Annotated in this window: 33 protein-coding genes and 2 pseudogenes; 15 read left to right on the forward strand and 20 right to left on the reverse strand. The window is 44.9% G+C overall.

The window, feature by feature from the left end:
• Positions 1-129 precede the first annotated feature (129 nt).
• From BAMF_RS30990 to BAMF_RS31020, 7 genes and pseudogenes are all read left to right on the forward strand, one after another.
• The gene (locus tag BAMF_RS30990) at positions 130-597 is read left to right on the forward strand and encodes an SDR family NAD(P)-dependent oxidoreductase (protein ID WP_014471907.1); all 468 of its coding nucleotides are present in this window, start codon (positions 130-132) and stop codon (positions 595-597) included.
• A gap of 362 nt (positions 598-959) precedes the next feature.
• A complete protein-coding gene (locus BAMF_RS30995) occupies positions 960-1,304 on the forward strand; it encodes a BLB8/JUQZ-1 family protein (RefSeq protein ID WP_013352585.1) in 345 nt (114 codons plus the stop codon).
• A 178-nt stretch (positions 1,305-1,482) separates the two neighbouring features.
• Positions 1,483-2,637, forward strand: coding sequence for an alpha-hydroxy-acid oxidizing protein (locus BAMF_RS31000; protein ID WP_013352586.1), 1,155 nt, complete (start codon positions 1,483-1,485; stop codon positions 2,635-2,637).
• A 20-nt stretch (positions 2,638-2,657) separates the two neighbouring features.
• Positions 2,658-2,879, forward strand: a complete 222-nt coding sequence (locus tag BAMF_RS31005; RefSeq protein ID WP_041481650.1) for a hypothetical protein — start codon at positions 2,658-2,660, stop codon at positions 2,877-2,879.
• 72 nt (positions 2,880-2,951) lie between these two features.
• Positions 2,952-3,380, forward strand: coding sequence for a YrvL family regulatory protein (locus BAMF_RS31010; RefSeq protein WP_013352588.1), 429 nt, complete (start codon positions 2,952-2,954; stop codon positions 3,378-3,380).
• A gap of 41 nt (positions 3,381-3,421) precedes the next feature.
• Positions 3,422-5,047, forward strand: coding sequence for a recombinase family protein (locus BAMF_RS31015; RefSeq protein ID WP_013352589.1), 1,626 nt, complete (start codon positions 3,422-3,424; stop codon positions 5,045-5,047).
• 11 nt (positions 5,048-5,058) lie between these two features.
• A pseudogene (locus BAMF_RS31020) lies at positions 5,059-5,679 on the forward strand (polysaccharide biosynthesis protein); the annotation flags it as partial.
• Between the two features lie 40 nt (positions 5,680-5,719).
• Here the strand turns inward: BAMF_RS31020 and msrB are convergent.
• Both msrB and msrA read right to left on the reverse strand, forming a co-directional pair.
• The gene (gene msrB, locus BAMF_RS31025; protein WP_013352590.1) at positions 5,720-6,154 is read right to left on the reverse strand and encodes a peptide-methionine (R)-S-oxide reductase MsrB; all 435 of its coding nucleotides are present in this window, start codon (positions 6,152-6,154) and stop codon (positions 5,720-5,722) included.
• The gene (gene msrA, locus BAMF_RS31030) at positions 6,155-6,688 is read right to left on the reverse strand and encodes a peptide-methionine (S)-S-oxide reductase MsrA (RefSeq protein ID WP_013352591.1); all 534 of its coding nucleotides are present in this window, start codon (positions 6,686-6,688) and stop codon (positions 6,155-6,157) included. It lies immediately after the preceding gene.
• A 133-nt stretch (positions 6,689-6,821) separates the two neighbouring features.
• On the opposite strand from msrA, the gene BAMF_RS31035 reads away from it, so the two are divergent.
• The gene (locus BAMF_RS31035) at positions 6,822-7,247 is read left to right on the forward strand and encodes a MarR family transcriptional regulator (RefSeq protein WP_013352592.1); all 426 of its coding nucleotides are present in this window, start codon (positions 6,822-6,824) and stop codon (positions 7,245-7,247) included.
• Positions 7,248-7,297: 50 nt separating this feature from the next.
• On the opposite strand, the gene BAMF_RS31040 is transcribed toward BAMF_RS31035, so the two are convergent.
• The 5 genes from BAMF_RS31040 to ilvA all read right to left on the reverse strand — a co-directional run bounded on the left by BAMF_RS31040 (position 7,298) and on the right by ilvA (position 10,996).
• Positions 7,298-7,861 (reverse strand): YpmS family protein, encoded by a 564-nt coding sequence (locus tag BAMF_RS31040; RefSeq protein WP_013352593.1) that lies wholly within the window; start codon positions 7,859-7,861, stop codon positions 7,298-7,300.
• Positions 7,862-7,870: 9 nt separating this feature from the next.
• Positions 7,871-8,626: an SGNH/GDSL hydrolase family protein gene (locus BAMF_RS31045; RefSeq protein ID WP_013352594.1), complete on the reverse strand. Its 756-nt coding sequence runs from the start codon at positions 8,624-8,626 to the stop codon at positions 7,871-7,873.
• Positions 8,627-8,703: 77 nt separating this feature from the next.
• Positions 8,704-9,285, reverse strand: coding sequence for an SCO family protein (locus BAMF_RS31050; RefSeq protein WP_013352595.1), 582 nt, complete (start codon positions 9,283-9,285; stop codon positions 8,704-8,706).
• Between the two features lie 98 nt (positions 9,286-9,383).
• Positions 9,384-9,635 carry a DUF2535 family protein gene (locus BAMF_RS31055; protein WP_013352596.1) on the reverse strand — a complete coding sequence of 84 codons (252 nt, stop codon included), beginning with the start codon at positions 9,633-9,635 and terminating at the stop codon, positions 9,384-9,386.
• Positions 9,636-9,727: 92 nt separating this feature from the next.
• Complete coding sequence (gene ilvA / locus BAMF_RS31060) at positions 9,728-10,996, reverse strand: threonine ammonia-lyase IlvA (RefSeq protein ID WP_013352597.1); 1,269 nt, start codon at positions 10,994-10,996, stop codon at positions 9,728-9,730.
• Positions 10,997-11,180: 184 nt separating this feature from the next.
• Between ilvA and BAMF_RS31065 the strand changes: the two genes are divergently transcribed.
• Positions 11,181-12,167: a sigma 54-interacting transcriptional regulator gene (locus BAMF_RS31065; protein WP_013352598.1), complete on the forward strand. Its 987-nt coding sequence runs from the start codon at positions 11,181-11,183 to the stop codon at positions 12,165-12,167.
• Positions 12,168-12,183: 16 nt separating this feature from the next.
• Positions 12,184-12,822, forward strand: a complete 639-nt coding sequence (trhA, locus tag BAMF_RS31070; protein WP_013352599.1) for a PAQR family membrane homeostasis protein TrhA — start codon at positions 12,184-12,186, stop codon at positions 12,820-12,822.
• A 41-nt stretch (positions 12,823-12,863) separates the two neighbouring features.
• Here trhA and BAMF_RS31075 read toward each other — a convergent pair whose 3' ends face one another.
• From BAMF_RS31075 to BAMF_RS31120, 10 genes are all read right to left on the reverse strand, one after another.
• On the reverse strand, positions 12,864-13,487 hold the full coding sequence (locus BAMF_RS31075) for a lysophospholipid acyltransferase family protein (RefSeq protein WP_013352600.1): 624 nt from the start codon (positions 13,485-13,487) through the stop codon (positions 12,864-12,866).
• A 21-nt stretch (positions 13,488-13,508) separates the two neighbouring features.
• Positions 13,509-13,994 (reverse strand): dihydrofolate reductase, encoded by a 486-nt coding sequence (locus BAMF_RS31080; protein ID WP_013352601.1) that lies wholly within the window; start codon positions 13,992-13,994, stop codon positions 13,509-13,511.
• Entirely contained in the window at positions 13,991-14,785 is a 795-nt protein-coding gene (locus BAMF_RS31085; protein WP_013352602.1) for a thymidylate synthase, read from the reverse strand. The genes BAMF_RS31080 and BAMF_RS31085 overlap by 4 nt, the downstream gene beginning before the upstream one ends.
• Positions 14,786-14,884: 99 nt before the next feature.
• On the reverse strand, positions 14,885-15,493 hold the full coding sequence (locus BAMF_RS31090; protein WP_013352603.1) for a YpjP family protein: 609 nt from the start codon (positions 15,491-15,493) through the stop codon (positions 14,885-14,887).
• A gap of 260 nt (positions 15,494-15,753) precedes the next feature.
• The gene (locus BAMF_RS31095; protein ID WP_013352604.1) at positions 15,754-16,524 is read right to left on the reverse strand and encodes a class I SAM-dependent methyltransferase; all 771 of its coding nucleotides are present in this window, start codon (positions 16,522-16,524) and stop codon (positions 15,754-15,756) included.
• Between the two features lie 38 nt (positions 16,525-16,562).
• On the reverse strand, positions 16,563-16,997 hold the full coding sequence (locus BAMF_RS31100) for a BrxA/BrxB family bacilliredoxin (RefSeq protein ID WP_013352605.1): 435 nt from the start codon (positions 16,995-16,997) through the stop codon (positions 16,563-16,565).
• Between the two features lie 82 nt (positions 16,998-17,079).
• Positions 17,080-18,756, reverse strand: coding sequence for a dihydroxy-acid dehydratase (gene ilvD, locus BAMF_RS31105; protein WP_013352606.1), 1,677 nt, complete (start codon positions 18,754-18,756; stop codon positions 17,080-17,082).
• Between the two features lie 258 nt (positions 18,757-19,014).
• On the reverse strand, positions 19,015-20,148 hold the full coding sequence (locus BAMF_RS31110) for a conserved virulence factor C family protein (RefSeq protein ID WP_013352607.1): 1,134 nt from the start codon (positions 20,146-20,148) through the stop codon (positions 19,015-19,017).
• A gap of 69 nt (positions 20,149-20,217) precedes the next feature.
• Entirely contained in the window at positions 20,218-20,823 is a 606-nt protein-coding gene (locus BAMF_RS31115; RefSeq protein WP_013352608.1) for an HD domain-containing protein, read from the reverse strand.
• Positions 20,824-20,834: 11 nt separating this feature from the next.
• Positions 20,835-21,317, reverse strand: a complete 483-nt coding sequence (locus tag BAMF_RS31120; RefSeq protein WP_013352609.1) for a glutathione peroxidase — start codon at positions 21,315-21,317, stop codon at positions 20,835-20,837.
• Between the two features lie 282 nt (positions 21,318-21,599).
• Between BAMF_RS31120 and metA the strand changes: the two genes are divergently transcribed.
• The 4 genes and pseudogenes from metA (at position 21,600) to cspD (ending at position 24,291) form a co-directional block, all read left to right on the forward strand.
• Positions 21,600-22,505, forward strand: a complete 906-nt coding sequence (gene metA / locus BAMF_RS31125; RefSeq protein WP_013352610.1) for a homoserine O-acetyltransferase MetA — start codon at positions 21,600-21,602, stop codon at positions 22,503-22,505.
• 224 nt (positions 22,506-22,729) lie between these two features.
• The gene (locus tag BAMF_RS31130) at positions 22,730-23,872 is read left to right on the forward strand and encodes a diglucosyl diacylglycerol synthase (protein ID WP_013352611.1); all 1,143 of its coding nucleotides are present in this window, start codon (positions 22,730-22,732) and stop codon (positions 23,870-23,872) included.
• Positions 23,873-23,963: 91 nt separating this feature from the next.
• Positions 23,964-24,075 (forward strand): annotated as a pseudogene (locus BAMF_RS41285) (hypothetical protein); the annotation flags it as partial.
• A gap of 15 nt (positions 24,076-24,090) precedes the next feature.
• Positions 24,091-24,291, forward strand: coding sequence for a cold-shock protein CspD (gene cspD, locus BAMF_RS31135; protein WP_003153604.1), 201 nt, complete (start codon positions 24,091-24,093; stop codon positions 24,289-24,291).
• A 51-nt stretch (positions 24,292-24,342) separates the two neighbouring features.
• Here the strand turns inward: cspD and BAMF_RS31140 are convergent, their stop codons facing one another.
• Complete coding sequence (locus BAMF_RS31140; protein ID WP_013352612.1) at positions 24,343-24,525, reverse strand: hypothetical protein; 183 nt, start codon at positions 24,523-24,525, stop codon at positions 24,343-24,345.
• A 161-nt stretch (positions 24,526-24,686) separates the two neighbouring features.
• Here BAMF_RS31140 and BAMF_RS31145 point away from each other — a divergent pair, with 161 nt between their 5' ends.
• The gene (locus BAMF_RS31145) at positions 24,687-24,944 is read left to right on the forward strand and encodes a DUF2564 family protein (RefSeq protein ID WP_013352613.1); all 258 of its coding nucleotides are present in this window, start codon (positions 24,687-24,689) and stop codon (positions 24,942-24,944) included.
• Between the two features lie 26 nt (positions 24,945-24,970).
• Here the strand turns inward: BAMF_RS31145 and BAMF_RS31150 are convergent, their stop codons facing one another.
• Both BAMF_RS31150 and BAMF_RS31155 read right to left on the reverse strand, forming a co-directional pair.
• Positions 24,971-25,153 carry a zinc-finger domain-containing protein gene (locus tag BAMF_RS31150; protein ID WP_013352614.1) on the reverse strand — a complete coding sequence of 61 codons (183 nt, stop codon included), beginning with the start codon at positions 25,151-25,153 and terminating at the stop codon, positions 24,971-24,973.
• A gap of 2 nt (positions 25,154-25,155) precedes the next feature.
• Positions 25,156-25,827, reverse strand: a complete 672-nt coding sequence (locus tag BAMF_RS31155) for a ribonuclease H family protein (protein WP_013352615.1) — start codon at positions 25,825-25,827, stop codon at positions 25,156-25,158.
• Positions 25,828-25,831 lie beyond the last annotated feature (4 nt).

The following is a 25,831-nucleotide window of genomic DNA, read 5'->3' on the forward strand; positions in this document are numbered from 1 at the left end:
AAAGCGAAATAAAAGCGCATCAGATTAATGATTTTCTCTAATTTTTGATTTATTGGTTGCTTTCATTAACTCGCTGAAATTGTTCAACATATGATGCATGGTAGAGAAACGAGAGTTGGAGGATAAGCCATGCCTAAACAGCAAGCAGTTGAGCTAAAACCATTTTTTCACGATAAAACTGTTCTCGTTACCGGCGGGACAGGGTCAATCGGAAGCCAAATTGTAAAACGCCTTTTGCTCTTAACACCTAAAGAAGTCATTGTGTTCAGCAAAGATGACAGTAAACAATATGTGATGAAACAAAAATATGCGGATGAAAAAAGATTGTCATTTGTGCTCGGCGATGTACGTGACTACAGAAGAGTAAACCAAGTGATGAAAGGTGTTGATATTGTCTTTCACGCCGCTGCGCTGAAGCAGGTTCCGACTTGTGAGGATCATCCGTTTGAAGCCATTCAAACCAACCTTATCGGCGGACAAAATGTCGCAGAAGCCGCTTTGCTGCAAGAGGTGACGCATGTGATTAATATCAGTACCGATAAAACGGTTTTTTTAGATATGAACGATAAAACAAACAAAAAGAAAGGGCTATTTTGATTTCTTCAGAGCCCTTTCAAATAACAGCCGCGCTAATTCCTGATAAAACACTCTTTCATTTTTTGTTCCGTCTGTCTGATCGACAATCCTTATGCAATAATTTCCCTTTTGAACGGTCTTTATCGTTCTCTTCTTATATTTTTCATATTCCTCAGAAGGCATCTCATAACCCCCCGTTTTCACAGGAGCATTATATGTCAGCAGATGATTGTCTCTTGACTGCTCTTTAGTGATGCGGCATGAGGGGTAGTTTGACGTCGGCGTTTCAACCAATCAATTTCACAAAAAATCCACTTATTTCTAATATTTTACATGCTATACTGGCGTTGTACCGCGATTAAATTTATGGGGAGGCATTTCTGATGAAAAAGTGTTGCAAAGGATTGATTGTATCTGCTTTGTCCATTTCCGCATTGGCTCTTCCGTCATTTACCGGTTCTGTGTCAGCTCATGAAGCCGCAGGCCCTGATCAGGTTGTACAGCTCGGCAGTCCCATTACCACCGTTGATTATCATATGCTGAGAAACTCCAACGTGTCCTTATTAAACGGCTATAAGCGCTGGGAAATTATATCCGGAAGCAATCTGATCAGCATCAGCTCTTCCGGTGTTGTATCCTCCCATTCGTCACTTGGCACCGCTGTCGTATACGCCTATGATGTGAATGATAATTACGTCATATATAAAATTACCGTCGAAGCCCGCTGACTATAGAACTTTTTGGACAAACATCCGCAGACACTGCGGGTGTTATTTTTTTGGACAATCTTTACATTTAGCTGTTCGCACTTATCCGTCGGCCGCTTGGAAGAATTCTTTTAATCGGTATGAACAAGGACTGGGCAGGTTTCATACCCTAGAAAAAAATGAGCGGGGGGTTTGATGAATGAACAATGAGTTTGATTCACGGGACAGGAACGTTTCCTCTCATGCCCAAAAGCTCCCCGTGTCGCATGACGAATGGGAGTACAGGGCGCGCCGGATTTTGCCTGACGGCCCGTTCGGCTATATCTCAGGCGGAGCAGGCTCAGAGGATACGATGCGCTCAAACAGAGAAGCGTTTTTTGAATGGAATATCCGCCCCCGCAAACTAAGAGATGTATCCAAACGGAATATAACTGTGTCTCTGTTCGGTCAGACGTTCCCCGCCCCCTTTCTTCTGGCTCCGATCGGGGTGCAGGAGATCGCTCATCCTCATGGTGACTTGGCATCGGCAAAAGCGGCGGCTGAAACAGGGATTCCGTTTATATTAAGCACTCACTCCTCTTACTCAATTGAGGACGTTGCGGCGGTTATGGGAAAATGTCCCCGCTGGTTTCAGCTGTATTGGCCGAAAGACCGGGATATCATGATCAGTTTCGTTCGGCGGGCAGAGCAAGCGGGGTATTCAGCCATCGTTGTCACGCTCGATCTGCCGGAACAAGGATGGCGGGAAAGAGATATACGCAACGGTTATCATCCGTCAAAAAAAGGATTGGGAATCGCAAATTTTCTGACTGATCCCGTCTTTCGGTCTAGGCTTAAGCTGCCTCCCGAAAAAGACATGAATACTGCAATCGCTTTTTTTATAGATATTTTTCACGAACCCTCTCTGACCTGGGACGATCTTGCCTGCCTGCGAACACATACAAACCTCCCCATTCTGCTGAAAGGCATTCTCGATCCCCGCGATGCGGAATTAGCCGTACAATACGGCGCAGACGGCATCATCGTTTCCAATCACGGCGGAAGACAGCTGAATGGAGAAATAGCTTCACTCAAAGCTCTGCCGAAAATATCTGAAACGGTTCAAAACCGTATACCCGTCCTTTTAGACAGCGGAATCCGAGGAGGCAGCGATGTCATTAAAGCACTCGCCCTCGGGGCCTCGGCGGTTTTTTTAGGCCGCACCTATGTATATGGCTTAGCTGTCGCGGGGAGTTCCGGCGTCAGGCGCGTGATAAGTCATTTCATAAGAGATATTGATATAAGTATGACAAATGCCGGGATCAAGTCCATTTCAGATATCGACCGTTCCCTGCTTCAGCATATTTCTGAATGACACAGATAAGGAGGAATATGATGTATTGGCACCCGCAATTTTTTTACTGCTGCATAGGCCAGCCTGACTGCATGAATCAAAAGCAAATCCGCCGCCTGCACAAAATCATGACACAGCAACTGGCGGCCACAAATGAAATATTAACGCTTGTTAAAAGGCATGATAAATGGTTGACAATGCTCTATTCACGTCAATTCGGCGCTTATCCGCCGAGTTATGGAGATGAGGGAGACAGTCAATAACACGGCTCTCTCCTTTTATTTCCAAAACGTGATAAAATAGCGAAAACAATGGTGCGGGGGTGTCGTGAAGCCATGTCCTGTAAAAACTCAAAATATAAAATCAACACAGCTGTCATTCTTGGATTCTGCCTGCTCATTCTGATCGCCCTCATATTATTTGCTTTTCCTTTATTTTTCGGCGTTATCGGCTTTTTCAAACTTTTCGGGATTACATATGAATCAAACCGTTCCATTTTCCTCTTGATCCTGTCGGTCATTTTGATCGGAAGCTTTTTTGAGTTTATCGGAAAAATCCTGCTGACGGCGGCCGCTGTAACGGTCAAAAACAAAGCGCTGTACCGTTTGCTGAAAATGATAACCGATTTCATCATCAGCTTCATTACCTTATATATTGCTGACAGCATCGTAAGCGGTATTTTCATTCCGCAACATGTTCTCACCGTTGCTGCGGCCATCCTTTCACTTACCGAAGCTGTATTTGACCGGAAACAGACGGCTTGAAACCCTTCTGCGCAACTATGAACATGTATGGGGGTGAAGTTTTGGACTTGCGATCCATTGTTCAATCTTATGAGATTACGAGTATTTTAGGGTATATCAGACGCTCACGCCAGGATGCGGAACGCGAAAAAAGAACCGGCGAAGATACATTGACGGAACAAAAGGAACTGATGGAAAGCGTGTTAACCGCTATTCAAGTCCCTTTTACTTTAAAAATGGAAATCGGATCAGGTGAAAGCATTGAAGGCCGGCCGATTTTTCAAGATTGTTTACGGGACCTTGAAAATGGTGCATTTCAAGCGATTGCAGTCAAAGAAATCACTCGTCTCAGCAGAGGAAGCTATAGTGATGCCGGGCGGATCGTCAATCTGCTGCAGAGCCGCAGACTTCTGATTATTACGCCTTATAAAGTATATGACCCGAGAAATCCTGCCGACATGAGACAGATCCGCTTCGAGTTATTTATGGCCAGAGAAGAGTTTGAAATGACAAGAGAACGGATGACGGGCGCCAAATATACTTACGCCGCTCAAGGAAAATGGATATCCGGTATGGCGCCGTACGGGTACACTTTAAACAAAAAACAATCCAAGCTGGAAGCGGCTGATGAAAACGCGAAAGTCGTCCGATTGATCTTCAATCTTTTTTTAAATGGGCTGAATGGGAAAGATTACAGCTACACTGCGATTTCTTCCCACTTAACGGCGCTTAAGATCCCCTCTCCATCCGGTAAAAAGAAATGGAATCCTTCCACCGTTAAAGCCATTCTTCAAAATGAAGCTTATATCGGCACTGTTAAATATAAGGTCAGGGAAAAAACAAAAGACGGCAAACGCCTGATAAGACCTGAAAGCGAGCAAATATCTGTTCCTGATGCACATGCTCCTATTATTGATAAAGAACAATTCGATCAGGTGCAAAAAAAGATCCGGCACAAAATCCCTCTTCTCCCCGCCAGAAGTGATTTTCAATTAAATGCCTTAGCGGGTGTCTGTACATGCGCTGAATGCGGAGCACCGCTGTCAAAATATGAAGCCAGACGAAAACGCCGCAATAAGGACGGCACAACCAGCGTATATCATATGAAGCTGCTGAGGTGCCGCAATACATGTATGAACGTCAGATATGATGATGTCGAAGATGCGATCTTGGATTATTTGAGGTCTCTTGACTCATTAAACAAAAAAGAATTGTTTACACAAATCGAATCAATGATCACTGCATACGAAAGCAGAAACAGCATAAAGGCCGAAGAACAAATGAAAGAACAGCTTAAGCGGCGCGAGAAGGAACTTCACAATAAATTACATTTCATTTTTGATAAATACGAGAACGGAATCTATTCAGATGAAATGTTTTTACAGAGGAAGTCTGCCTTGGACGAGGAAATGAACGGCCTAGAGCAAGTGAAAAAGGAAATGAATCATTCCTCCGGCCGCAAACCGGAAATTGATACTGCCTGCTTCAGCTCCCTTATACCGTATGCCGCACATATATATGAAACCGCGGAAAGCCGGGAAGAGAAAAATAAACTTTTAAGAATCATTTTTCAAAAAGTGATAGTCAAAATGACTGCCAGACGAAAAGGACCCATTCCAGCTCAGTTTGAAATCCTTCCTGTACTCCGATATCCTTTTTTGACAGGGAATTCTTCGCCTTCTGGTTAATATCCTAAAAAACCGATAAAGCCGTTTCTCCGGTAAACACAATGGGAGCTACGAAGCTGTTGTCCGAGAAGCTGTTTCATCAGGCAAATCACCATGTTCAAAACCGCGGTACGGTGTTTTGTTCGGTCCGCTTCGGCAATGTGCTCGGTTCACGCGGTTCCGTTATTCCTATTTTATTTGAACAGATGATGGAAGGCGGCCCGCTCACCATTACGGATAAAAACATGACGAGGTTTTTTATGTCGATTGATGACGCAGCGATGCTTACCCTGCAATCTGCGGTGATCACAAAGGGCGGAGAAACGTTTATTTTTAAAATGGAGTCCCTGAGGCTTGAAGAACTGCTTCACGGATTTGAGGAATATGCGATCCGGCACGGTCTGCCGCGTCCCGCCGCTGTTGAAGTAGGAAAACGCCCCGGTGAGAAGCTTCACGAAGAACTGACCTCTCCGCATGAGACAGAAGCTTTGTATGAATGGGGCAATCTTTACGCGATTTTGCCGGACCCCGCCAAACATCCGGAATTCCGGAAGGTCAATCTCCCCAGATATCAATCCGATCAAGCGCCGCTCATCACAAAAGACACAGTCGTAAAGATTATTGAACGATTACATGAAGAAAAAAAAGCATAGAAAAAAGGCCTGTCTGATAGGCAGGCCTCATTGCCGAGCTCTATTTCTCAAATAAATGCTGATAGGATTCATAGCCTTCTTCTTTCAGCTTGTCTTTCGGAACAAAACGGAGTGCCGCAGAGTTAATGCAATAACGGAGACCGCTTGGCCCCGGGCCGTCGTTAAAAACGTGGCCTAAGTGGGAATCCGCTGTTTTGCTTCTCACTTCCGTCCGGATCATACCATGGCTTGTGTCCAGTTTTTCGTCAACCTCTTCTTCCTCAATCGGTTTGGTGAAACTGGGCCAGCCGCAATGAGAATCGAATTTATCCAGAGAAGTAAACAGAGGTTTTCCTGATACGATATCAACATAAAGCCCCTCTTCTTTGTGATCCCAGAATTCATTTTGAAACGGCGGCTCTGTTCCGTTATTTTGTGTGACTTCATACTGCATGCGGTTTAATGATTTGATTTTTTCTTCTTTATTAAGAGCCATCTATCTGTCCCTCCAATGTTCATCCAGAAATCCTTGACGTCCGGATCCTACACGGTAGCGCCCGTAGTGATCAGGATTTTTTTTATAAAAGTGCTGATGATAGCCTTCCGCTTCATAAAAAGGCTCAGCTTTTAAAATGTCTGTCACAATCGGCTTTATAAAAATGCCGCTTTCTTCAAGCCGTTTTTTTGAGGCTTCAGCAATTTCTTTTTGTTCATCATTATGGTAATAAATCGCCGCTTGATATGAACTTCCCCGGTCTGCAAACTGGCCGCCTGCGTCAGTCGGGTCGATTTGCTGCCAAAACAGTTCGACAAGCTTTTCATACGGGTAAATATCAGGATTAAAGGTGATTTGAACGGCTTCTCTATGGCCGGTCGTTTCACTGCACACTTCTTCGTAGGTCGGATTCTCAGTATGGCCTCCTGTATAGCCGGACACCACTCTTTCAATTCCGGGCTGTTCGTCAAACGGCTTTACCATGCACCAAAAACAGCCGCCTGCAAATGTGGCGATTTCTTTTTTTTCTGACATACGGGTGCCCTCCTTTGTTCATACGTGGTATTATTATATTATAGCATGTATAAACAGAATAAAAATAATTCTGCTTCCTTCAGGGGAAGCTTAAGCCGAATGCCACGCTGACTACATATTGGAGGTTCATGATTTGAAAGTAAGGACACAAATGATGTATGATATGGAAGCTTTGCTTCGAAAAGTGTTTAAACAAATCAGAAATGAAGTTAATGAAATTCTAGATAAAGAGCTGTCCAGAAACGAATTCACCATTTTGCGGATTCTCAGTGAACAAGGACCTAAAAAAGTAACGGAATTCGCTCCCATTCTTGAGGTCTCCGCAAGCCACATTACCGCAGTGACCGACGCTTTAGTAGAAAAGGAATGGATCACCCGCATCCGTTCTAAAGAGGACAGACGTATTATCAGAATCCATATTACGGAAGACGGGGAGAAAATTGTCGATCACTTCAACCAGAAAAAAACAGAATACTTTTTTAAACGGTTTGACTGCTACTCTGATGAAGAGCTTGCAACGTTAATCAAACTGTTCAGCAAACTGGACAAAAAACGCTGAAACGAAAAAACACAAATCCCCGAAAGGATCTGTGTTTTTTTAATGAAAACTTATCGTTTCGGATGATAATAGGAAAATTCAATTTCATCCGTGTCGAGATTGATTTTATCTGCCTTTACATACATGCCGTTGTCTAACGGCATTTCCGACAGACGGACCTCGATGCTTTTGTCACTTGGATGGACGTGCACAAATGACGGCAGTTCGTAAAAGCTGTCCATATAATTCAGCACAAAGCTGATCGGCAGGCTTAATTCGCCTAAGGAAAACTTCGTCACTTTCAGAACCACATCACCGTTCTTTTGCACGGACGGTTCAAATGTGACAACCGCATTAATAGATGTTGAGAATGCCTTGATTTTACCCGCTACGTGCACGTCGTTATTGATGTCCACTTTGTAGTCAAGCTGATTCGATGCCTTCTCTTTTAAGTACGCATTCACAAACCTTGAAAGTGATTCTTTGGAACTTGTGATATGAAAACCGTACTCGCTTTTTGTCTGATCTTGTATTTTCGCCTGCTCTCCCGGCATAACCATCAATGTCACGATTACCGCGGCGGCAATCACATTGAGTGCGAGAAGAACAAAAAACAGCGATTTCCACTTCTTCATTATTTCACCCTATTCTGCTGGTAACCCTTGTTTTTCAATGATGCCGTACAATCGATCGGCGATGAGTGCATATCCTTTTGCATTCGGATGAAAATCATCATCCTTTGAAATCCGTCTGCTGCCGCTTTTTTGACTGAACAAGTCTTCAACATTCACCGCGGCGGCGTGAGGATCTTTTTTCAGCTCTTTTGCGGCGATCTGATTCCAATCGGTCACAACCCCGTTAATCTCTTTTAACTCAGGCAGCGTAAATGTGAAGGGATTATACATGCTGACATACACCAGCTCAGCGTTTTGATTATACTTGCGGATTTTTGATATGATCGCCTTAAACCGTTTTTCAAAAGGTTTCTCTTCCTTTTGAAACGGCTGAACCGTCAGCTGCATGACGTTCTGGCGGAGCACCTTCATTAAATCATTACCGCCGATGGTAAAAAAGATATAGTCGGCGCCATTCAATGATTTCTGTACTTTTTTATCATCAAGCTTTTTCAGCAGGTCCGACGTTTTGTCGCCCTGCACCGCATAATTTTTAATATCTACCGTTTTCACATGTCCCTTTTTCTTGAGGGAATCCGCTACCTTGCCGACGTATCCTAAACCCTCCGGATCTCCTACTCCTTCAGTCAACGAATCACCGACCGCAGCTATGACAATATGATCTTTCGTTTTCGGTTCTTCAGCATGAGAACCGGTGCGCTGGACAGAACAAGCTGATAAAAGCAAAGCCAGTCCGGCGATCAATGAGAACATTCGCAGCTTCAATCTTGTTGCTCCTTCCCCGTCTACTAGTGGAAAGTGTAACATGTTTTTTCAGATTTGAAAATGTCTAATCTGCCAGTTTACTTGAGCTCCTCAGCCGCTTTGACATCTGATAGGATATCATCATACGGAACTTTCTGCACGCCGTCATAATCCTTAAGCACCTTGCCCTCAGGCCCGACTAAATAAAAAGAAGTTTTATGTATGACCTGATCTTCTCCCTCCGGCTTTTTGACGATGGCTTTAAAGCTGTTCAGCGCAAAATCCTCAATGTCCTTTTGACTGTAACCGGTCAGAAAATCCCAGTTGCGAAGTGAAAGCGGGTATTTGGAAGCAAATGCTTTCAGCTGTTTCGGCGTATCATTCTCAGGATCTACACTGAATGACACAATCCGCACGTCCAGGTTCTCAGCCTTCAGTTTTTTTTGCAGTTCAGTCATATGGGCTGTCATGGGCGGACAGACAGAATTACAATTTGTAAACATAAAATCGGCAATCCAGACCTTTCCCTTCAGGCTTTTCAGTGACACTGTTTTCCCGTCTTGGTTCTGATATGAAAACGGCTCAATCTGATAGTTCAGCGGGTCTTTTATCGTCTTCCCCCCGCAGGCGCACAAGAGCAGCAAACAAAAGACAGCAGCGAAGCTTTTCATTATTTTCATTTTCATTCCTCCCATGGATAAAACGCTTACAGCTTACGTCATAAAAAAATTCCCGCACCCTCCTTTATCGAAAGGAAGGCGCTAAGGAATGTGCACCGTTATGCGTTATGTTTTAATATCTCTTGGTTGAAAACGGCCTCGTAATCTTTCCACTTCATACGGCGCTTAACATATTGTCGGAATGAATACACTGTTCTCACACTTTGTGAAGCAAAAACTTCTCTCAAATAAAGCTCAAGGTGCTGATGGATTTGAAAAAAATAATGTTCACCTTCCGTGACAACCGGTATTTCTGTCACTTTTACCTGAATCCCGTCCCGTCGTTTGAACTCTAGGCTTTTGAGTAACAAGATATCAATCCTTCTTTTTCGATTGTTTTCTTTTTATTATATACAATCTGAGAAGGCGTGTCTGTCATTTTGCGCGGCCGTTCTAAAAAAAGTCAGATTAACAGGTGAAACAGATCCTGATCTTTATTCACCTCTACGTAATGAAATCCTTTTTTGTTCATACGGGCAATGAGCGCGCCATAATCTTCCCGATGCTTCAGCTCAATGCCGACCAATGCAGGACCGCTGCTTTTGTTATTTTTTTTCGTATATTCAAACCGGGTGATGTCATCATCAGGCCCGAGCACTTCATCGAGGTATTCGCGAAGCGCCCCCGCTCTTTGCGGAAAATTAACGATAAAATAATGCTGCAGCCCCTCATAAATCATGGAGCGCTCCTTCATCTCCTGCATTCTGCCGATATCGTTATTCCCTCCGCTGACTAAGCAGATGACGTTTTTCCCTTTAATCTCTTCCTTGTACAGATCAAGTGCTGCTACGGACAATGCACCCGCCGGCTCAGCTACAATGGCGCATTGATTATATAATTCGAGAATCGTGCTGCACACTTTTCCTTCCGGGACAAGCAGAACGTCATCGACGACTGTTTCAAGCGTTTGAAACGTTTCCGCGCCGATTTTTTTTACGGCCGCCCCGTCGACAAATTTATCGATTTTCTCAAGTTCAATGACTTGTCCGGCTTTTTTCGATTCAAAATAGGAGGCTGCACCCTCCGGCTCTACCGCTATGATTTTTGTATCCGGCGAGATGTTTTTCATGTAAGTGCCGAGACCGGATAGGAGTCCTCCTCCCCCTACGCTCGCAAAAAGAAAATGCGGTTCAACATCAATGTCATTTAAAATTTCAATGGCAGCCGTTCCCTGCCCGGCCATGACGTCCGGATCGTCAAACGGATGAATAAACGTGCGGTTTTCCTTTTCACAGCATTCCGCAGAACTTTTATACGCATCATCGAAAGTGTCACCCGTCAATATGATTTCAACAAATTCTTTTCCGAACAGCTCCACTTGGGATACCTTTTGTCTCGGTGTGGTTGACGGCATAAAAATCTTGCCGTGAATGCCGAGATGTTTGCATGAAAACGCAACCCCCTGCGCATGGTTTCCCGCACTTGCGCATACAATTCCGTTTTCAGTCTGCTCTTTTGAGAGCTGCCTCATTTTATTATAAGCCCCTCTGAGCTTAAATGACCTGACCACCTGCAGGTCTTCTCTTTTCAAATAGATATTGCAGTCATATCTTTCAGAAAGTCTGTCATTCCTCTGCAAAGGCGTATGTATCACAACGTCCTTTACGTTTTGGTGCGCTTTTAAAATGTCTTTTACCTGGATGAGAGAGTCTTCTTTAAGCAACGGTTTCATTTACAGAGTCCTTTCTTATTTAAATCCCTATTTAATATGCCATTATAACATGAATATTCAAATAATAAGACAATTATTTTAATTTTGTAAATAAACATAAATGAACCGATTTATGAGAAAAAGATATTTCTGCAGACACAAACGTGTTATACTTGAACCAATTAGAACCAAAAGGAGCCAATTAATGAATGTAATTGAACAGACTGACCCTTTTCATCAACTAGCCGGCGAACATAAATCTTTTTTAGAAGCGAAACGATTGGCCGCCAAATTTGCATTATCGGATTTGCCGGTTTTCATAACGGGTGAAGTCGGAACCGAAAAAAAACAAATGGCCGCAGCGATCCACCATAAATCCCGCAGAAACAGCGAACTGTTTATTACCGTTCACTGCAGCCAAAGCGAAGAGCGGCTTGAGCATGAACTGTTCGGTGCTGAAGGCGCATTAAACAGAACCCGATACGGAACATTATTCTTATATGAAATCGGAGACATGCCGCTTTCAGTACAGGCCCGCCTTCTTTCCGAGCTGGACGCCGGGCTTTCCGCCCGCATCATTGCAAGCAGCACGGCGGATCTTGCCGATGCGGAAAACACGTTCAACAAAGATTTATTCTACAGGCTTCACGTGTTATGTCTTCCGCTCCCTGCTTTATCTGAACGAAAAAGCGATATACCGCTCCTTCTTCAGCATATTCTGGCAGCTTCGGGGCAGCATTTGCATATCGATCCGTCCGTTTATCCTCTATGTGAACGGCACACCTTTAACGGCAACATCAGAGAGCTTCAAAATGCGGCGTATTATATGGCTGCGGCAGCATCCGGCGGCACGATTTATCCCGAGGATGTCCCGCCGTATATTAAAAACAGCCAGAAAGCGAAAACAGCCAAGAAAAAAGAAAAACGACTGACACTGATGGAAAAAGAAGAATTTTTGTTTATTTTGGAATCAATTAAAGACTTAAATGCAAAAGGCGAACCCGCCAGCAGACGGAGCATTTCCGAATTAAGCGAAAACAGCACAATGACATTGACGCCCCAGCAGGTCAGAAACAGGCTTGATTACTTAGAAAAGATGAATTATGTCACAAAGGGACGGGGACGCGCAGGAACAAAAATCACATTAGAAGGGTTGGGCTTTTTGCAATCACTGCAAAAACAAATCCTTTAAAAAGGAGGACATTTAATTGTTCACGATAAAAGAAGAAATCGCAAATGCCGTTACACACGGAATCGGTGTATTGCTGTCAATCCCGGCGCTTATTTTTCTCATTATCTTCGCGGTGAAATACGGTTCGCCGACAGACATCGCCAGCTTTTCGATTTTCGGCGCCTCAATGCTGCTGCTGTATCTCAGCTCGACTCTTTTGCACAGCATTCAGCATAAAAAAACGAAAGACATTCTTGAGATTGTTGACCATTCCGCTATTTACGTATTAATAGCGGGGACATATACGCCATTTTTATTAGGGCCGCTTAAAGGCGCACTAGGCCTGACTTTGTTAATTATCGTTTGGTCCCTTGCCGTCGGAGGTATCGTGTTTAAAATCTTTTTCGTGAAGCGGTTTATCATTTTTTCAACGCTTGTCTATTTAATGATGGGCTGGCTGATTATTGTCGCCATTAAACCGCTGTACGCCTCGCTGTCAGGCCCGGGCTTCGGCCTTCTTCTTCTCGGCGGCTTATTGTATTCCGCCGGCACGATTTTTTACATTTGGAGAAAGATTCCGTTTCATCACGCCATTTGGCACAGCTTTGTTTTAGGCGGCAGCGCCTCGATGTTTTTCTGTATTTTATTTTATTGTGTCAAAGTTCCTTTTATCTGAAATAAAAAAGCACAGTCTCTTTACGAGAGACTGTGCTTTTTTTATGCACGGAGCCGTTTTTGAACAGCCGGATAATAAGCGGGCTTTACATGCAGTTCAATGTCTGCCGGTTTCAGACGTTTCAGCAACCTGCCCCGAAGCAGCCGGTCTGTTCCCGTTGTGTTGACCGGAACAATCGGAAGATCGAAACGCAGGGCCAGCTCCTCCGGATTGATTTTTCCGTCTTCAGAAAGAATCAGGCTTTGCCCTTTTTGCAGGCGGACTTCCGCCTCCTGAAGCACGGCATCCCGGCTGTCTCCGTCACAAATGACGCCCATCAGTTTCAGCCAATTTCCGAGAAACGGCATCCGGAAAGCTTTCTCGCCGGCGATAAAACCAGCCGGCTCTTCAAGATGTCCCGCAAGCAGCACAAGATCAGCCGGGCCTAATCCCGGGTGCACATACAATACAGGGCCGTCCGGTATCGGCTGCTCATGATGAATGCTGATGACCGATCCCGACATGTCAATGCATCCTCTCATAAACGCTTTCGGCCGCTCGTACACCAGCCTCATCTGTTTTTGAAAAGAAAGCCGCGGGTCAAGCTCTTTTTGATTGAAATATTCCTGAATATTTTTCATGAACATAAATACAACGTACATTACAAGGCAGCCGTAACGAATCAATTCTTGTCCCCCTGCTTTATCTCAATTCTTTTTCTCGTATACAAGGTACTCATAATCGTAAGGGTTTTTTTCATCTTTTACTCCCTGATGGCGGGATGTCAATTCCCATTCATCTTCATTAAACTCCGGAAAAAAACGGTCTCCTTCAAAGACATGGTGAATGATTGTCATGTAGAGCCTGTCCGCATAAGGGAAGAGCGCACTGTACAGCTGAGCTCCGCCGATTACAAAGCATTCTTCATCAGCCGGGATCAGCTTGAGCACTTCCTCAGCCGAGCCGGCGACAGTACAGCCCGGGAATAAGGATGCATCCCGCGAGGTTACTACGATGTTACGCCGGTTCGGAAGCGGACGCCCGATTGATTCAAATGTTTTCCGCCCCATCACAATGGTGTGTCCCGTCGTCACTTTTTTGAAATATGCGAGATCATCCGGAAGGTGCCAAGGCAGATCGTTATCTTTTCCGATCAGCCGGTTTTCATCCATCGCAAAAATAAACGATATCATACGCTGACAGCTCCTTTTATATGCGGATGCGGGTCATAATCCTCAATGATAAAGTCTTCGAACGCAAAATCAAAAATAGAATCCACGTTTCGCGCAAACCGCAGTTTCGGCAGCGGACGGACATCCCTTGTCAGCTGCAAATTCACCTGCTCCACATGGTTTTGGTAAATGTGGACGTCTCCGAACGTATGAACGAACTCACCCGGTTCAAGCCCCGTCACATGCGCGATCATCATTGTTAAAAGCGCATAAGACGCAATATTAAACGGCACGCCGAGAAATACATCCGCTGAGCGCTGATAAAGCTGGCACGACAGCTTTCCGTCCGCGACATAGAACTGAAACAGACAGTGGCAAGGAGGAAGCGCCATACGATCAATTTCGCCGACATTCCACGCGCTGACGATTAAACGTCTGGAATTCGGATTTGTCTTGATGTCGTGAATCAGCCGGGAGATTTGATCAATCGTCTCGCCGTCCGCTCCGCGCCATGAACGCCATTGAGAGCCGTAAACCGGTCCGAGTTCTCCGTTTTCATCCGCCCATTCGTTCCAGATGCGGACTCCGTTTTCCTGAAGGTAGCGGACATTCGTGTCACCTTTTAAAAACCAAAGCAGCTCATGGGCGATTGATTTAAAATGGAGTTTTTTCGTCGTAAGCATCGGGAAACCTTCCTGAAGGTTAAACCGCATTTGGTAGCCGAACGTGCTGATCGTACCCGTTCCCGTACGGTCTCCTTTTTTTTCTCCGTTTTCTAACACATGACGGCACAAATCTTTATATTGTTTCATCTTTTTCATCCTTTTAAAGTAGTCTTTTAGTAGTGTAACACAATAAAAAATCATTTCTGCAAAATTTCTCAGAAATGATTTTTTTATTTCTTCACGGTATTATACGCTCATCCAGTCAGGCGGCGTATTGCGGTCCCAGTAAATGCTGCCGAGCTCATGATGTGATTGAAATCCGTCTTCAGCGGTATGGTAATGAAAATTAAACCAGTAGCCGTCTTGCGGAGGATGATCCCGGCGGACGTGGAACCTTAAAAGATCTTCACCCGTCAGCCTGTTATACACGTGAAAAATTTTTTCAGTTTTTCCGGCCGACGGTTTGCTGGAAATGACCACATCCTGATACGCTTCATCATCCTGAAACTTGGCTAAATGCCCTGTAATCACATCTTCGATTTTCGGCAGAATTTCATTTCTGTAATCATCTTCAATGACCGGAGAAATTTTGCTGCCGAATTTTAAAAATGATTGATTTTCAGCGGCACCGAGAAGCTGCTCCTGATACGATTGAAACAGTAATTCAGGCTCCCGCCTTGCCTTCTCATCCCCCTGCAGGGCGTGTTCATCATAAAAAGCGGTGTAATCATTCTGCTCAAGACTGCTCGACTGTCCTGAAGGCTTGTCTGTCATCAAAGCAGCCGGAGGAGACACGAGGCCGAACGTTACAATGGTAAACAGAACCACAAGGGTCTTTTTCATCCACAATTTCATGATATTGTTCCCCTCTGTTTTATTGTCCTCTTTCCCTCTATTTTAGCATAGATCAAAGAGCGGCGTCATGTCCGGCAGCGCATGATCATACAATATGGGAAATTAGTAACTGTGACCGAGCGGATAAACCGCTTACAATAAGAAAGAGAAAAAGGAGGGGATGAGATGATTAACGCCTTATTTGCGACTGTATCACTTCTCACGCTGCTTTATTTTGTCGTCATGGAAATCACTGATTAACAACATATAAGCCCATGACATCATGAGCTTATATGAATGACACCGAAATGGAAAAGCGCCGTCTTTCTTTTCAGCACCTTGAAGCCGTATCGTTCAAACCGCGGGCTTTTCCAATGGTCTTTAAGCACTACGCATTTTTTCGCCGCCCGAACGGCATGCGTGATGCACTCTTCGTTAAATCCCTCTTCTGCCAGCGCACGGAGCGACGCAATGCCGTCAGACTTTTCAACTGGTTCGTGAAACATCGGGTCAAAATAGATGACATCCACCGATGAATCAGGAAGATTCCGCAAATAATCGGAGCAGTCGGCATGCTTGACTTGAATGCGTTTCATAGCGGTTTGCAGCGGTTCAATACCGGTTTCCCACGTTTGGAGCCCTGTTTCAACAAGCAATGAAACAAGCTTGTTTTTCTCCAGGCCGATTACTTGTCCGCTTTTTCCAACTGCCATGCTTGCCAAAATCGCATCAGATGCCAGACCGAGCGTGCAATCTAAAAAAGTGTCGCCCTCGCGTAATCCGGCTGCTTTTATCATCGGCTCGGCTTCCCCTCTCAAAAAACGCTTTGCACGGAACATCGCTGTATTCGGATGAAAAAAGAACTTCTCCCCTTGCTTCGTGTAAAGTTCGAACCGTTCCTTTCCGATGACCAAAAGATCGTTTGCTGAACGTTCCAGCATTTTTTCAATGGGCTGTTTATTGCGGCTGCAGTAAGTGTCACCCAGCTTGTCACTGAGTGACTGCGCTGTGTGTATCGTATATTCGCTTGGTCTGTAACTGGTTGTAATCATCATTTTCTCCAAAAAGAAAATGCCCGGAATTCGGGCATTTAGCAGTGTGCATCGAAGGCATCCGTCAGATTTTTCATAATTTCCTCCATGTCATGTCCTTCGATTTCGTGGCGGGGAATAAAGTGAACGACATCTTTCCCTTTTAACAGCGCCATTGAAGGTGAGGAAGGTTCCTGCCCCGTAAAATATTCACGCATTTTTGCAGTTGCGTCTTTATCTTGACCGGCAAATACGGTAACCGTATGATCAGGCGCTTTTTCATGCTGCAAAACAGCTTGAGTCGCAGCCGGACGGGCAAGACCGGCGGCACAGCCGCACACGGAGTTGACAACGACCAATGTCGTGCCCTCTGCTTGTTCCATAAAGCTTTCCACTTCTTCTGCGGTCGTTAATTCCTGAAAACCCGCGCCCGTCAGCTCGCGGCGCATCGGCACGACCAGCTGGCGCATATATTCTTCATAAGCCATTGACATAAAAACAGCCCCCTCTAAAATCCTTATATGAAGTCAAGGATACTATAGAGGGAGCCGGAATTCAATTGTTCAGGCCGCTGATTTAAATTTTCATGATTCCGCCCGTATTGGCGCTTGTCACGAGTTTGGAATACCGGGCAAGATATCCTGTTTTGACTTTCGGTTCAAAACCTTTCCATTCCGCCTTGCGTTTTTCCCATTCTTCTTCTGGCACTTGCACGTCCAAAATCCGTTTTTCTATGTCAACGATGACATGGTCGCCGTTTTCAACGAATGCGAGCGGGCCGCCTTCAGCCGCTTCAGGCGATACGTGCCCGATCGAAAGGCCGCGGGACGCTCCTGAAAAACGGCCGTCTGTAATAAGCGCTACTTTCGGGCCAAGCCCCATTCCGACAATCTGAGAAGTCGGTGCGAGCATCTCCGGCATGCCCGGGCCGCCCTTTGGCCCTTCATAACGGATAATGACAACATCTCCTTCTTTTACTCTGCGGTTTATAATGCCTTCAAGCGCGGCATCCTGTGAATCAAAGACGACAGCAGGGCCTTCGTGTCTTGTAATCCCGTCCTGCACGCCGCCTGTTTTGATAATGGCGCCGTCCGGAGCCAAATTCCCAAACAGCACGGCCAAACCGCCTTTTTCAGTAAACGGATTGTCGAGCGGATGAATCACATCATAATCCTTCACTTCATGACTTGCTATTGTTTCTCCGAGTGTCCGGCCTGTTACGGTCAGCGCGTCAAGATGGAGCGCGCCCTCTTTTTTCGATAATTCATTAAGAGCCGCCGAGACTCCGCCTGCTTCATGCAGATCCTCTATGAATACGTCCGAGGCCGGTGCCAATTTCGATAAATGCGGTACGCGTTCAGCCACTTCGTTAATGCGTTCTAAAGAGTATTCAACGCCCGCTTCGTTGGCAAGCGCAAGCGTATGAAGCACTGTGTTGGTTGAACCGCCGAGGGCCATGTCTAGCGCAAAGGCGTTATCGATCGCTTTTTCGGTGACGATATCGCGCGGCTTAATGTCTTTTTTGATAGTCTCCATCAATTGGGCCGCTGACTTTCTCACAAACTCTCTTCTTTCCGGAGAAGCCGCAAGAATTGTTCCGTTGCCCGGAAGCGCCAGACCGAGCGCTTCAGACAGACAGTTCATCGAGTTTGCCGTAAACATGCCCGAACAAGATCCGCACGTCGGACAGCCGAACTGTTCCAGCTCCTGCAGTTCACTTTCGCCGATTTTCCCGGCTTGGTATGCGCCTACACCTTCAAATACTGAAGAAAGCGAGATCTTGCGGCCGTCGCTTGTGCGGCCGGCTGCCATCGGCCCCCCGCTGACAAAAATGGTTGGAATATTAATCCGCATAGCCGCCATAAGCATCCCCGGCGTAATTTTGTCGCAGTTCGGAATGCAGACCATTCCGTCAAACCAGTGAGCCGAGACGACCGTTTCAACTGAATCGGCAATGATTTCACGGCTCGGCAGCGAATATCTCATGCCGATATGCCCCATTGCGATTCCGTCATCTACTCCGATCGTGTTAAATTCAAAAGGCACTCCTCCCGCTTCCCTGATTGCTTCTTTTACGATTTTTCCAAATTCCTGCAGGTGAACATGCCCGGGAACGATATCGATGTATGAATTGCAGACCGCGATAAACGGCTTGCCGAAGTCTTCTTCTTTTACGCCGGCAGCGCGAAGAAGGCTGCGGTGCGGCGCTCTGTCAATTCCCTGTGTGATCATGTTGCTGCGTAATTCTGCCATGGTGATCCTCCTACTGTTTTTAGACTCTGTGTATTATTTTTAAAATTTTCAGTTTATTTCAGGGCGCATTTTGCATACCGCTGTTTACAGCGGCTCCGCCCTGTTTCGCTTTTATTTCTTTCAGAATATCGATAAAAACCCTCCAACAATTAATATTGTACTTACTATATAGAGTTTTGAATCATTTTTCAACAATATTCTAAATAATTTTTATAAAAAGTGAATTCAAACAAAAAAGGTGCACGGCGCACCTTTTTGTTATAACTGTTCTTTTTTTCTGCTTTCAGTCATCTGTTTCCAGACTGAACCTTTCGCCTCTTCTCCGTGCTCAATCCGTTCAATCGCCATTTTGACTTGCAGGCTGACTTCGAATTCCGGATCGTCTTCCGCCGCTTTTAATGCTTCAAGCGCGCTTTCATCACCGACTTCATATAAAAACATGGCCGCACGCCAGCGCACGAGTTTGCTTGAGTCACTGAGCGATTTCATCATTGCCGGGATGGCGCTCGCATCGCCGATATCCGACAGGCAGTCACCAGCCGTTCTTCTGACCGTCACCGTTTTGTCTTCAAGCGCTTTGTATAAAAGCGGAAGCACAGACGGCTTTTCAATCATTCCTAAATAAACGACGGCTTGTCTTCTAATCGAGGTTTTCGGATCATGAAGCGCCTTTTCCAACACAGGTAAATCGTCTTCATCCGGATCCATTTGCTCAAGATGGGCATATCGCTGCTTCCAGTCTTCATCATCAAGCATATCAAGTGTCACTTTATAAGCCTTCCGCTGCACTGCCGGTTTGGCTTCACCCTTTTGCTGTGCAGCTGCTTCTGTCAAGCGTTTGAGCCGCTCATCACTGTAAGCAGCCTGAAGCTCTTCTGTGACATCGTGCCCGATTTCGGTAAAATCTCCGAAGCGGACGCCTTGTTCTTTCCAGGCGCGCTCAAATACAACATTTGATGCTTCGGAACGCAGCTTTAATATGGCTTGTTGAAAACGTTCCGGAAGACCGAACCGTTCTTCACGTTCGCCGTCTGTCAATTTGACCTGCATCGGAATTCCGCTGAACATTTGTACGAAAACCTTCACTTCACCGAATGATTCCTGTTCAGAACGGCTTTCAGACTGCTCTGTTTGTTCCATTCCGAAGGCAGATCGGACTTGCGGCAGAATTTCTTTCCAGTCAAAACGGGCGTTTCTCTCCACAGCCAGGAAATCGGCAACATGATAAACACCTTTTACTCCCTCAATGTTTAAAATATCACGTACGACGGCCGGAGCACCTTCTGTCTGGTCCAGCTTGTAATTATTGCTTTTGCCTGCCGGAAGCTCTTCAGTCAAAATCACTTTCATCGTATTGGGACTCGGCGTCGGTTCTATTGATTTAATCTTCATATTGGGTCCTCCTATGCACAATCTGACACTTATTCTAACATAGTCGGCACAAGCGTTCTATTGCGCCGCTTAGCTTTTGTCCACGGCCTCTTTTTGAATCCGGGCAACAAACTGCAATAGAAATTGATGCCGCTCCTCTGCCAAATCGGCCCCCGTTTTTGTATTCATTAAGTCTTTAAGCGTGATTAATTTATCCTCTATATGAGCCAGCACACTTGTTGGAGTTCCGTACATCGGATGACCCTTCGCGCCGGCAAACATAAACGCCCTGCCGATGCCCGCAGCGCCGATCGCATCAAGCATGTCTGCATCCTGAACAACTTTCCCCTCCAATGAAAGCGGCCGCTTTTTCAGCAGTTTCCTGTGTCTGAATGACATCCTCGTGATAATATCCGCGATCTCCTGAATGGGGCCCTCCGCGATGTTGAAAGCAGCCAGCCGTTCTGTTACTTCGCCTGCCGTCAGCCTTTCGCTTTCATCGAGCTTGGCATCAATGAGATCATGAACCAGCGCGGCCGCCTCAGTGACAAATAAGTCTGCGCCTTCTTCCTTTGCAATATAAACAGAAAGGTTTACGACCCGGGAAATATGAAGCCAATCATGTCCCGTACGTTCATTGATAAGCTTTTCTCTGACCCAATCCCTGACGTTTTCCAGCTGCTCTTTTTCGTTCACCGTATCACCTCTTATCGGGCCAAAAGCCTCTGCACCGTATCTTCAAGCTCTTTCGGATTGACGTTTGAAGAAAAACGCCCTTTGACATCACCGTTTCGGTCCACAATAAACTTAGTGAAATTCCATTTAATCGCCTTTGTGCCGAGCATCCCCTTCGCTTGCTCTGTCAGATATGTGAAAAGAGGATGAGCACCTGCTCCATTGACATCAACTTTCGCAAACATCGGGAATGTGACTCCGTAATTTTTCACACAGAACTCCTGAATCTCCGCCTCGTCTCCGGGTTCTTGGTTCATAAATTGGTTGCAGGGAAATCCTAATATTTCAAGACCTTCCTGCTGATATGTATCATAGAGCTCCTGAAGCTGCTTAAGCTGGGACGTGAATCCGCATTTGCTCGCTGTATTCACAATGATCATCACTTTGCCCCTGTATGCCGATAACGTTACGTCTTCGCCTGTTATGGTCCGTACGTTTATATCGTAAATTGTCATCTGCGGCCCTCCTTCTTTCATTCTTCATTTATTTTACCTGTTTTACACTGCAAAACAAACGGAAAGCGCTTTTTCCTTCCATTTAACGGTAAACGCTTTTTTCGCGGAACCAAACGTCTCTTTACCCGTCATAATAAAGAGCCGCTCCGATTTTATGCCCATTTGCCCCTTTTATCCTGTCATTATGCGCTAATTGCGGTTTATTACGCCGGGATGGATTGAAAAATGGCTTAAAAATTTCTATAATGAAGAAAATTAACGGGGAATAACGGAGGTGGCATGTTGCCTATCAATATACCAAATCATCTGCCGGCTAAGCAGGTGCTTGAAAGTGAACACATCTTTGTAATGGATGAAAGCCGGGCTTTTCATCAGGATATCCGGCCGCAGAAGATCGTCATTTTAAATCTGATGCCGAAAAAAATCCAAACGGAAACCCAGCTGCTCAGGCTGCTGGGGAACTCGCCTTTACAAGTTCACTTTACATTCTTAATTCCGAGCACACACACTCCAAAAAATACAGCAAGGCAGCATTTGGATGAATTTTATACGGAATTTTCCAGCATCCGCCACAAACGGTTTGACGGAATGATTATTACCGGGGCTCCGATTGAGCACCTGCCGTTTGAAGATGTTTCTTACTGGGAAGAATTGAAGGAAATTATGGAATGGAGCAAAACGAACGTCACTTCAACGCTCCATATCTGCTGGGGCGCTCAAGCCGGTTTGTACTACCATTACGGAATTGAGAAAGTGGAGATGCCGAAAAAAATATTCGGAGTGTTTGAGCATACCGTTCTTAAAAAACATGAGAGATTAGTAAGAGGATTTGACGAGCTATACTATGTGCCCCACTCACGGCATACAGATATTAATACGGAGCAGCTGCAAGCGGCTTCGGATCTGGATGTGCTGAGCGTTTCTGAGGAAGCCGGGGTCTGTTTAATCGTATCAAAAGACGAAAAGCAGATTTTCTTAACGGGACACCCGGAATATGATACCGATACGCTTCTTCAGGAGTATGAGAGGGATATAGAAAGAAATCTTTCAAACGTAGAAGCTCCTAAGCACTATTTTGCACCCGGCGGGAAAGAACCTGTAAACCGCTGGAAAGCTCATGCGACGTTATTGTTTATGAATTGGCTGAATTATTATGTATATCAGGAAACCCCGTATGAATGGGATTAATTTTTGTTTTGAGTGATACGGTGACAAAAATATGATAAAATACTCTTGATTCAGTATGGGTATAACAAAACTTTAAAATACTGGAACATATCAATTAAATTTAGTTTAAATATGTTGCCGCGCTTATTATAAAATGATGTACTTGTGTTATGTTTATCTATAGACAATAACTCCTTACGATGCATGAAGCTTGCTTGTTGTTGATTACATTGAGGTGAATTTACTTGAATACCAATAAAAAAGTATTAATTTTGACTGCAAATTACGGAAACGGACATGTTCAAGTGGCCAAAACGCTCTACGAACAATGTCTCCGTCTCGGCTTGAATGTGACGGTTTCCAATTTGTATCAAGAGTCAAATCCGATTGTTTCAGAGGTTACTCAATACCTTTATTTAAAAAGCTTCTCAATCGGGAAACAGTTTTATCGTTTGTTTTATTACGGAGTTGACAAAATCTATAATAAACGCAAATTCAATATTTATTTTAAAATGGGAAATAAACGTTTAGGCCAGCTCGTCGAAGAGCATAAGCCGGACATTATTATCAATACATTTCCGATGATTGTCGTACCGGAATACAGACGGAGAACCGGAAAAGTGATCCCGACGTTCAACGTTATGACCGATTTCTGCCTTCACAAAATCTGGGTTCATGAAAATGTTGATAAATATTATGTCGCCACCGATTACGTGAAGGAAAAACTGATTGAAATCGGCACTCATCCGAACAACGTAAAGATCACAGGCATTCCCATCAGGCCTCAATTCGAGGAAACAATGCCAAAAGAGCCGATTTATAAAAAATACAATCTCTCTCCCGACAAAAAAGTTCTTCTTATTATGGCGGGAGCGCATGGTGTGCTGAAAAACGTAAAAGAACTGTGCGAAAACCTCGTTCATGACGATCAGGTGCAGGTTGTGGTGGTATGCGGCAAAAACAGCTCGCTGAAAGATTCACTCAGCAGCCTGGAAGGTGACAATACCGACCGGCTGAAAGTGCTCGGCTATGTAGAAAGAATTGACGAGCTGTTCCGGATTACGGACTGCATGATTACAAAACCAGGCGGTATCACACTGACGGAAGCGACAGCGATCGGCGTACCGGTCATTCTGTACAAACCGGTGCCCGGACAGGAAAAGGAAAACGCCATTTTCTTTGAAGACCGCGGTGCGGCTGTCGTGGTCAACCGCCACGAAGAAATTTTAGAGTCTGTCACCTCCCTTCTTGCCGATGAGGAAAAGCTGAACCGGATGAAGAACAATATTAAAAGCCTTCATCTCCCCAACTCTTCTGAAGTCATTTTGCAGGACATTATAAAAGAATCTGAACTGATGGCCGGGAAGGCAGATATGGCATTATCATAAAGAAAAGCACACGAACGCTCGTGTGCTTTTTGTTTTTTCCGTATAAGGTTTGCTGCTGGAAAAATAAAGATAAAAAATAGGGAGCGGCCGCTTGACGCCCGCTCCCATATGGTGTATAGTTGAACCATCATTTAACAACGTTTACATACGTACGGTTGGATGATGACAAAATTTTTTTTAGCACGAAGGCGCTACAGTACTAGGAGGAATTAAGCAATATGCAAAACGGTAAAGTAAAATGGTTCAATAACGAAAAAGGATTCGGCTTCATCGAAGTTGAAGGCGGAGACGATGTATTTGTTCACTTCACTGCTATCGAAGGAGAAGGATACAAATCATTAGAAGAAGGACAAGAAGTTTCTTTTGAAATTGTCGAAGGTAATCGTGGACCTCAAGCTTCTAATGTTGTAAAACTCTAAACTCAATACATGTTGATCAGATGACAAATAGAGGAGAGGCGTATGCCTCTCCTATTTGATTGCCGTCTGAATCTCGATCGCTACAAGATTCTGCTTGCACCGCTGCTCGATTTCTTCAATTTGTTTCTCCATTGACGGCATTCCTTTTTTCGCCATTTCCGCTAAACTTCCCAAATCACCGTATATTTCTTTAAATGTCTGCTGAAGGATTTTTTTTAAATCATTATCATTCACGGCTGGTTTTTCCCTTCTCTCCCAAGATACCCTGAATAATAGTAAATAAGACCTAATTAATCAGGTTCAATAGTTATATCGGCTTATTTTCTGTATTTTTTTCTATTTTTCGTACATATTTCTAAAAAAAATCTCCAAACTATTCACGGAGGTGTTTTTTAATGGATTCTGAATTTTTTCCGAACGGACTGACGGATAAACGCCAGCTTGAATTAGCGGTGGAAACGGCCCAGAAAACAACAGGAGCGGCTACTCGGGGACAAAATTCCACACTGCTTGAATCTGCTTACCAGGCGATTCAGGATGCGAGAACGATGTCACAATCGAGTGAGCTGCAAGCTCTCGACCAAGATTTCCTGCAGCAGCAGCGAATGCTTCTGGACGATTGCCAGCATCAGCTCGATGAATTCAAAAAATAAAACCGCAGAAGCTGCGGTTTTATTTTTTATTGATTTGTCAGCACCTTGCCGTAGGCTTTCAGCTTCTCCCCCACTGTGCATTGATTGATGCAGAAAGAATGTGCGTACGCTTTTCCGAACTCCTTACGGAAATGCTTTTTCACGAAGCAGTCTTTGCAATATTCATCCTGAAGCTCTGTCAATTCTTTATAAATGCTTTTTTTATCCAATATCAGTCATCTCCGTTACCATCTAATGTTATGCGGCTTTCAATCTGCCGGCCTGAAAGAATTTTTTTGGCAAGGTCATCCGCTTCTTGATTTTCCTTTCGGTTTACGGCTTCATATGCCGGTGTCAGCTTTAAGGATTTGAGAAGCGCTTCAATTTTATCGAGCCATTCATTTTGCGTTTCGTCATAGCACGGCCAGCTGCCGTCAAGCTGATGCAAAACGACGAGGGAATCCCCTTTTATCGTGATTGAATTTCTGCTTGCGCCAAGATCCTGCACTTCCTTAAGCGCTTCGTACAAAGCGGCATATTCCGCCTCATTGTTCGTTTGAAGCGTTAGGCTTTTGTTTTTCCGCACGCGGTGGCGCTTGCCTCCGAGAGAGTAATACACGACAATTCCGAGTCCGGCGAGGCCGCTTTTTTTGTCAAAGCCGCCGTCGAAATACACCGTAATGTCGTCAGGTTCTTGCGCAAGCTCTTCAGTAAGCTTTTCCAGCTCTTTAAGCGTCCAGCTTGCGCCTTTTTCATCCTCAAAATAAATGTCTTTTATATAAGGAAAGCGGCTGACTTCTCTTGCAAGCATGCGCGCTTTCGGAACGGTCAGCCAATCTTCTGAAAAAAACGAGACAGGGCCTGTTCCTTTTGCTTCTATTTCGATATACGGCTTAAGATTCATTGAA

Source organism: Bacillus amyloliquefaciens DSM 7 = ATCC 23350, from assembly GCF_000196735.1.
GTDB lineage: Bacteria > Bacillota > Bacilli > Bacillales > Bacillaceae > Bacillus > Bacillus amyloliquefaciens.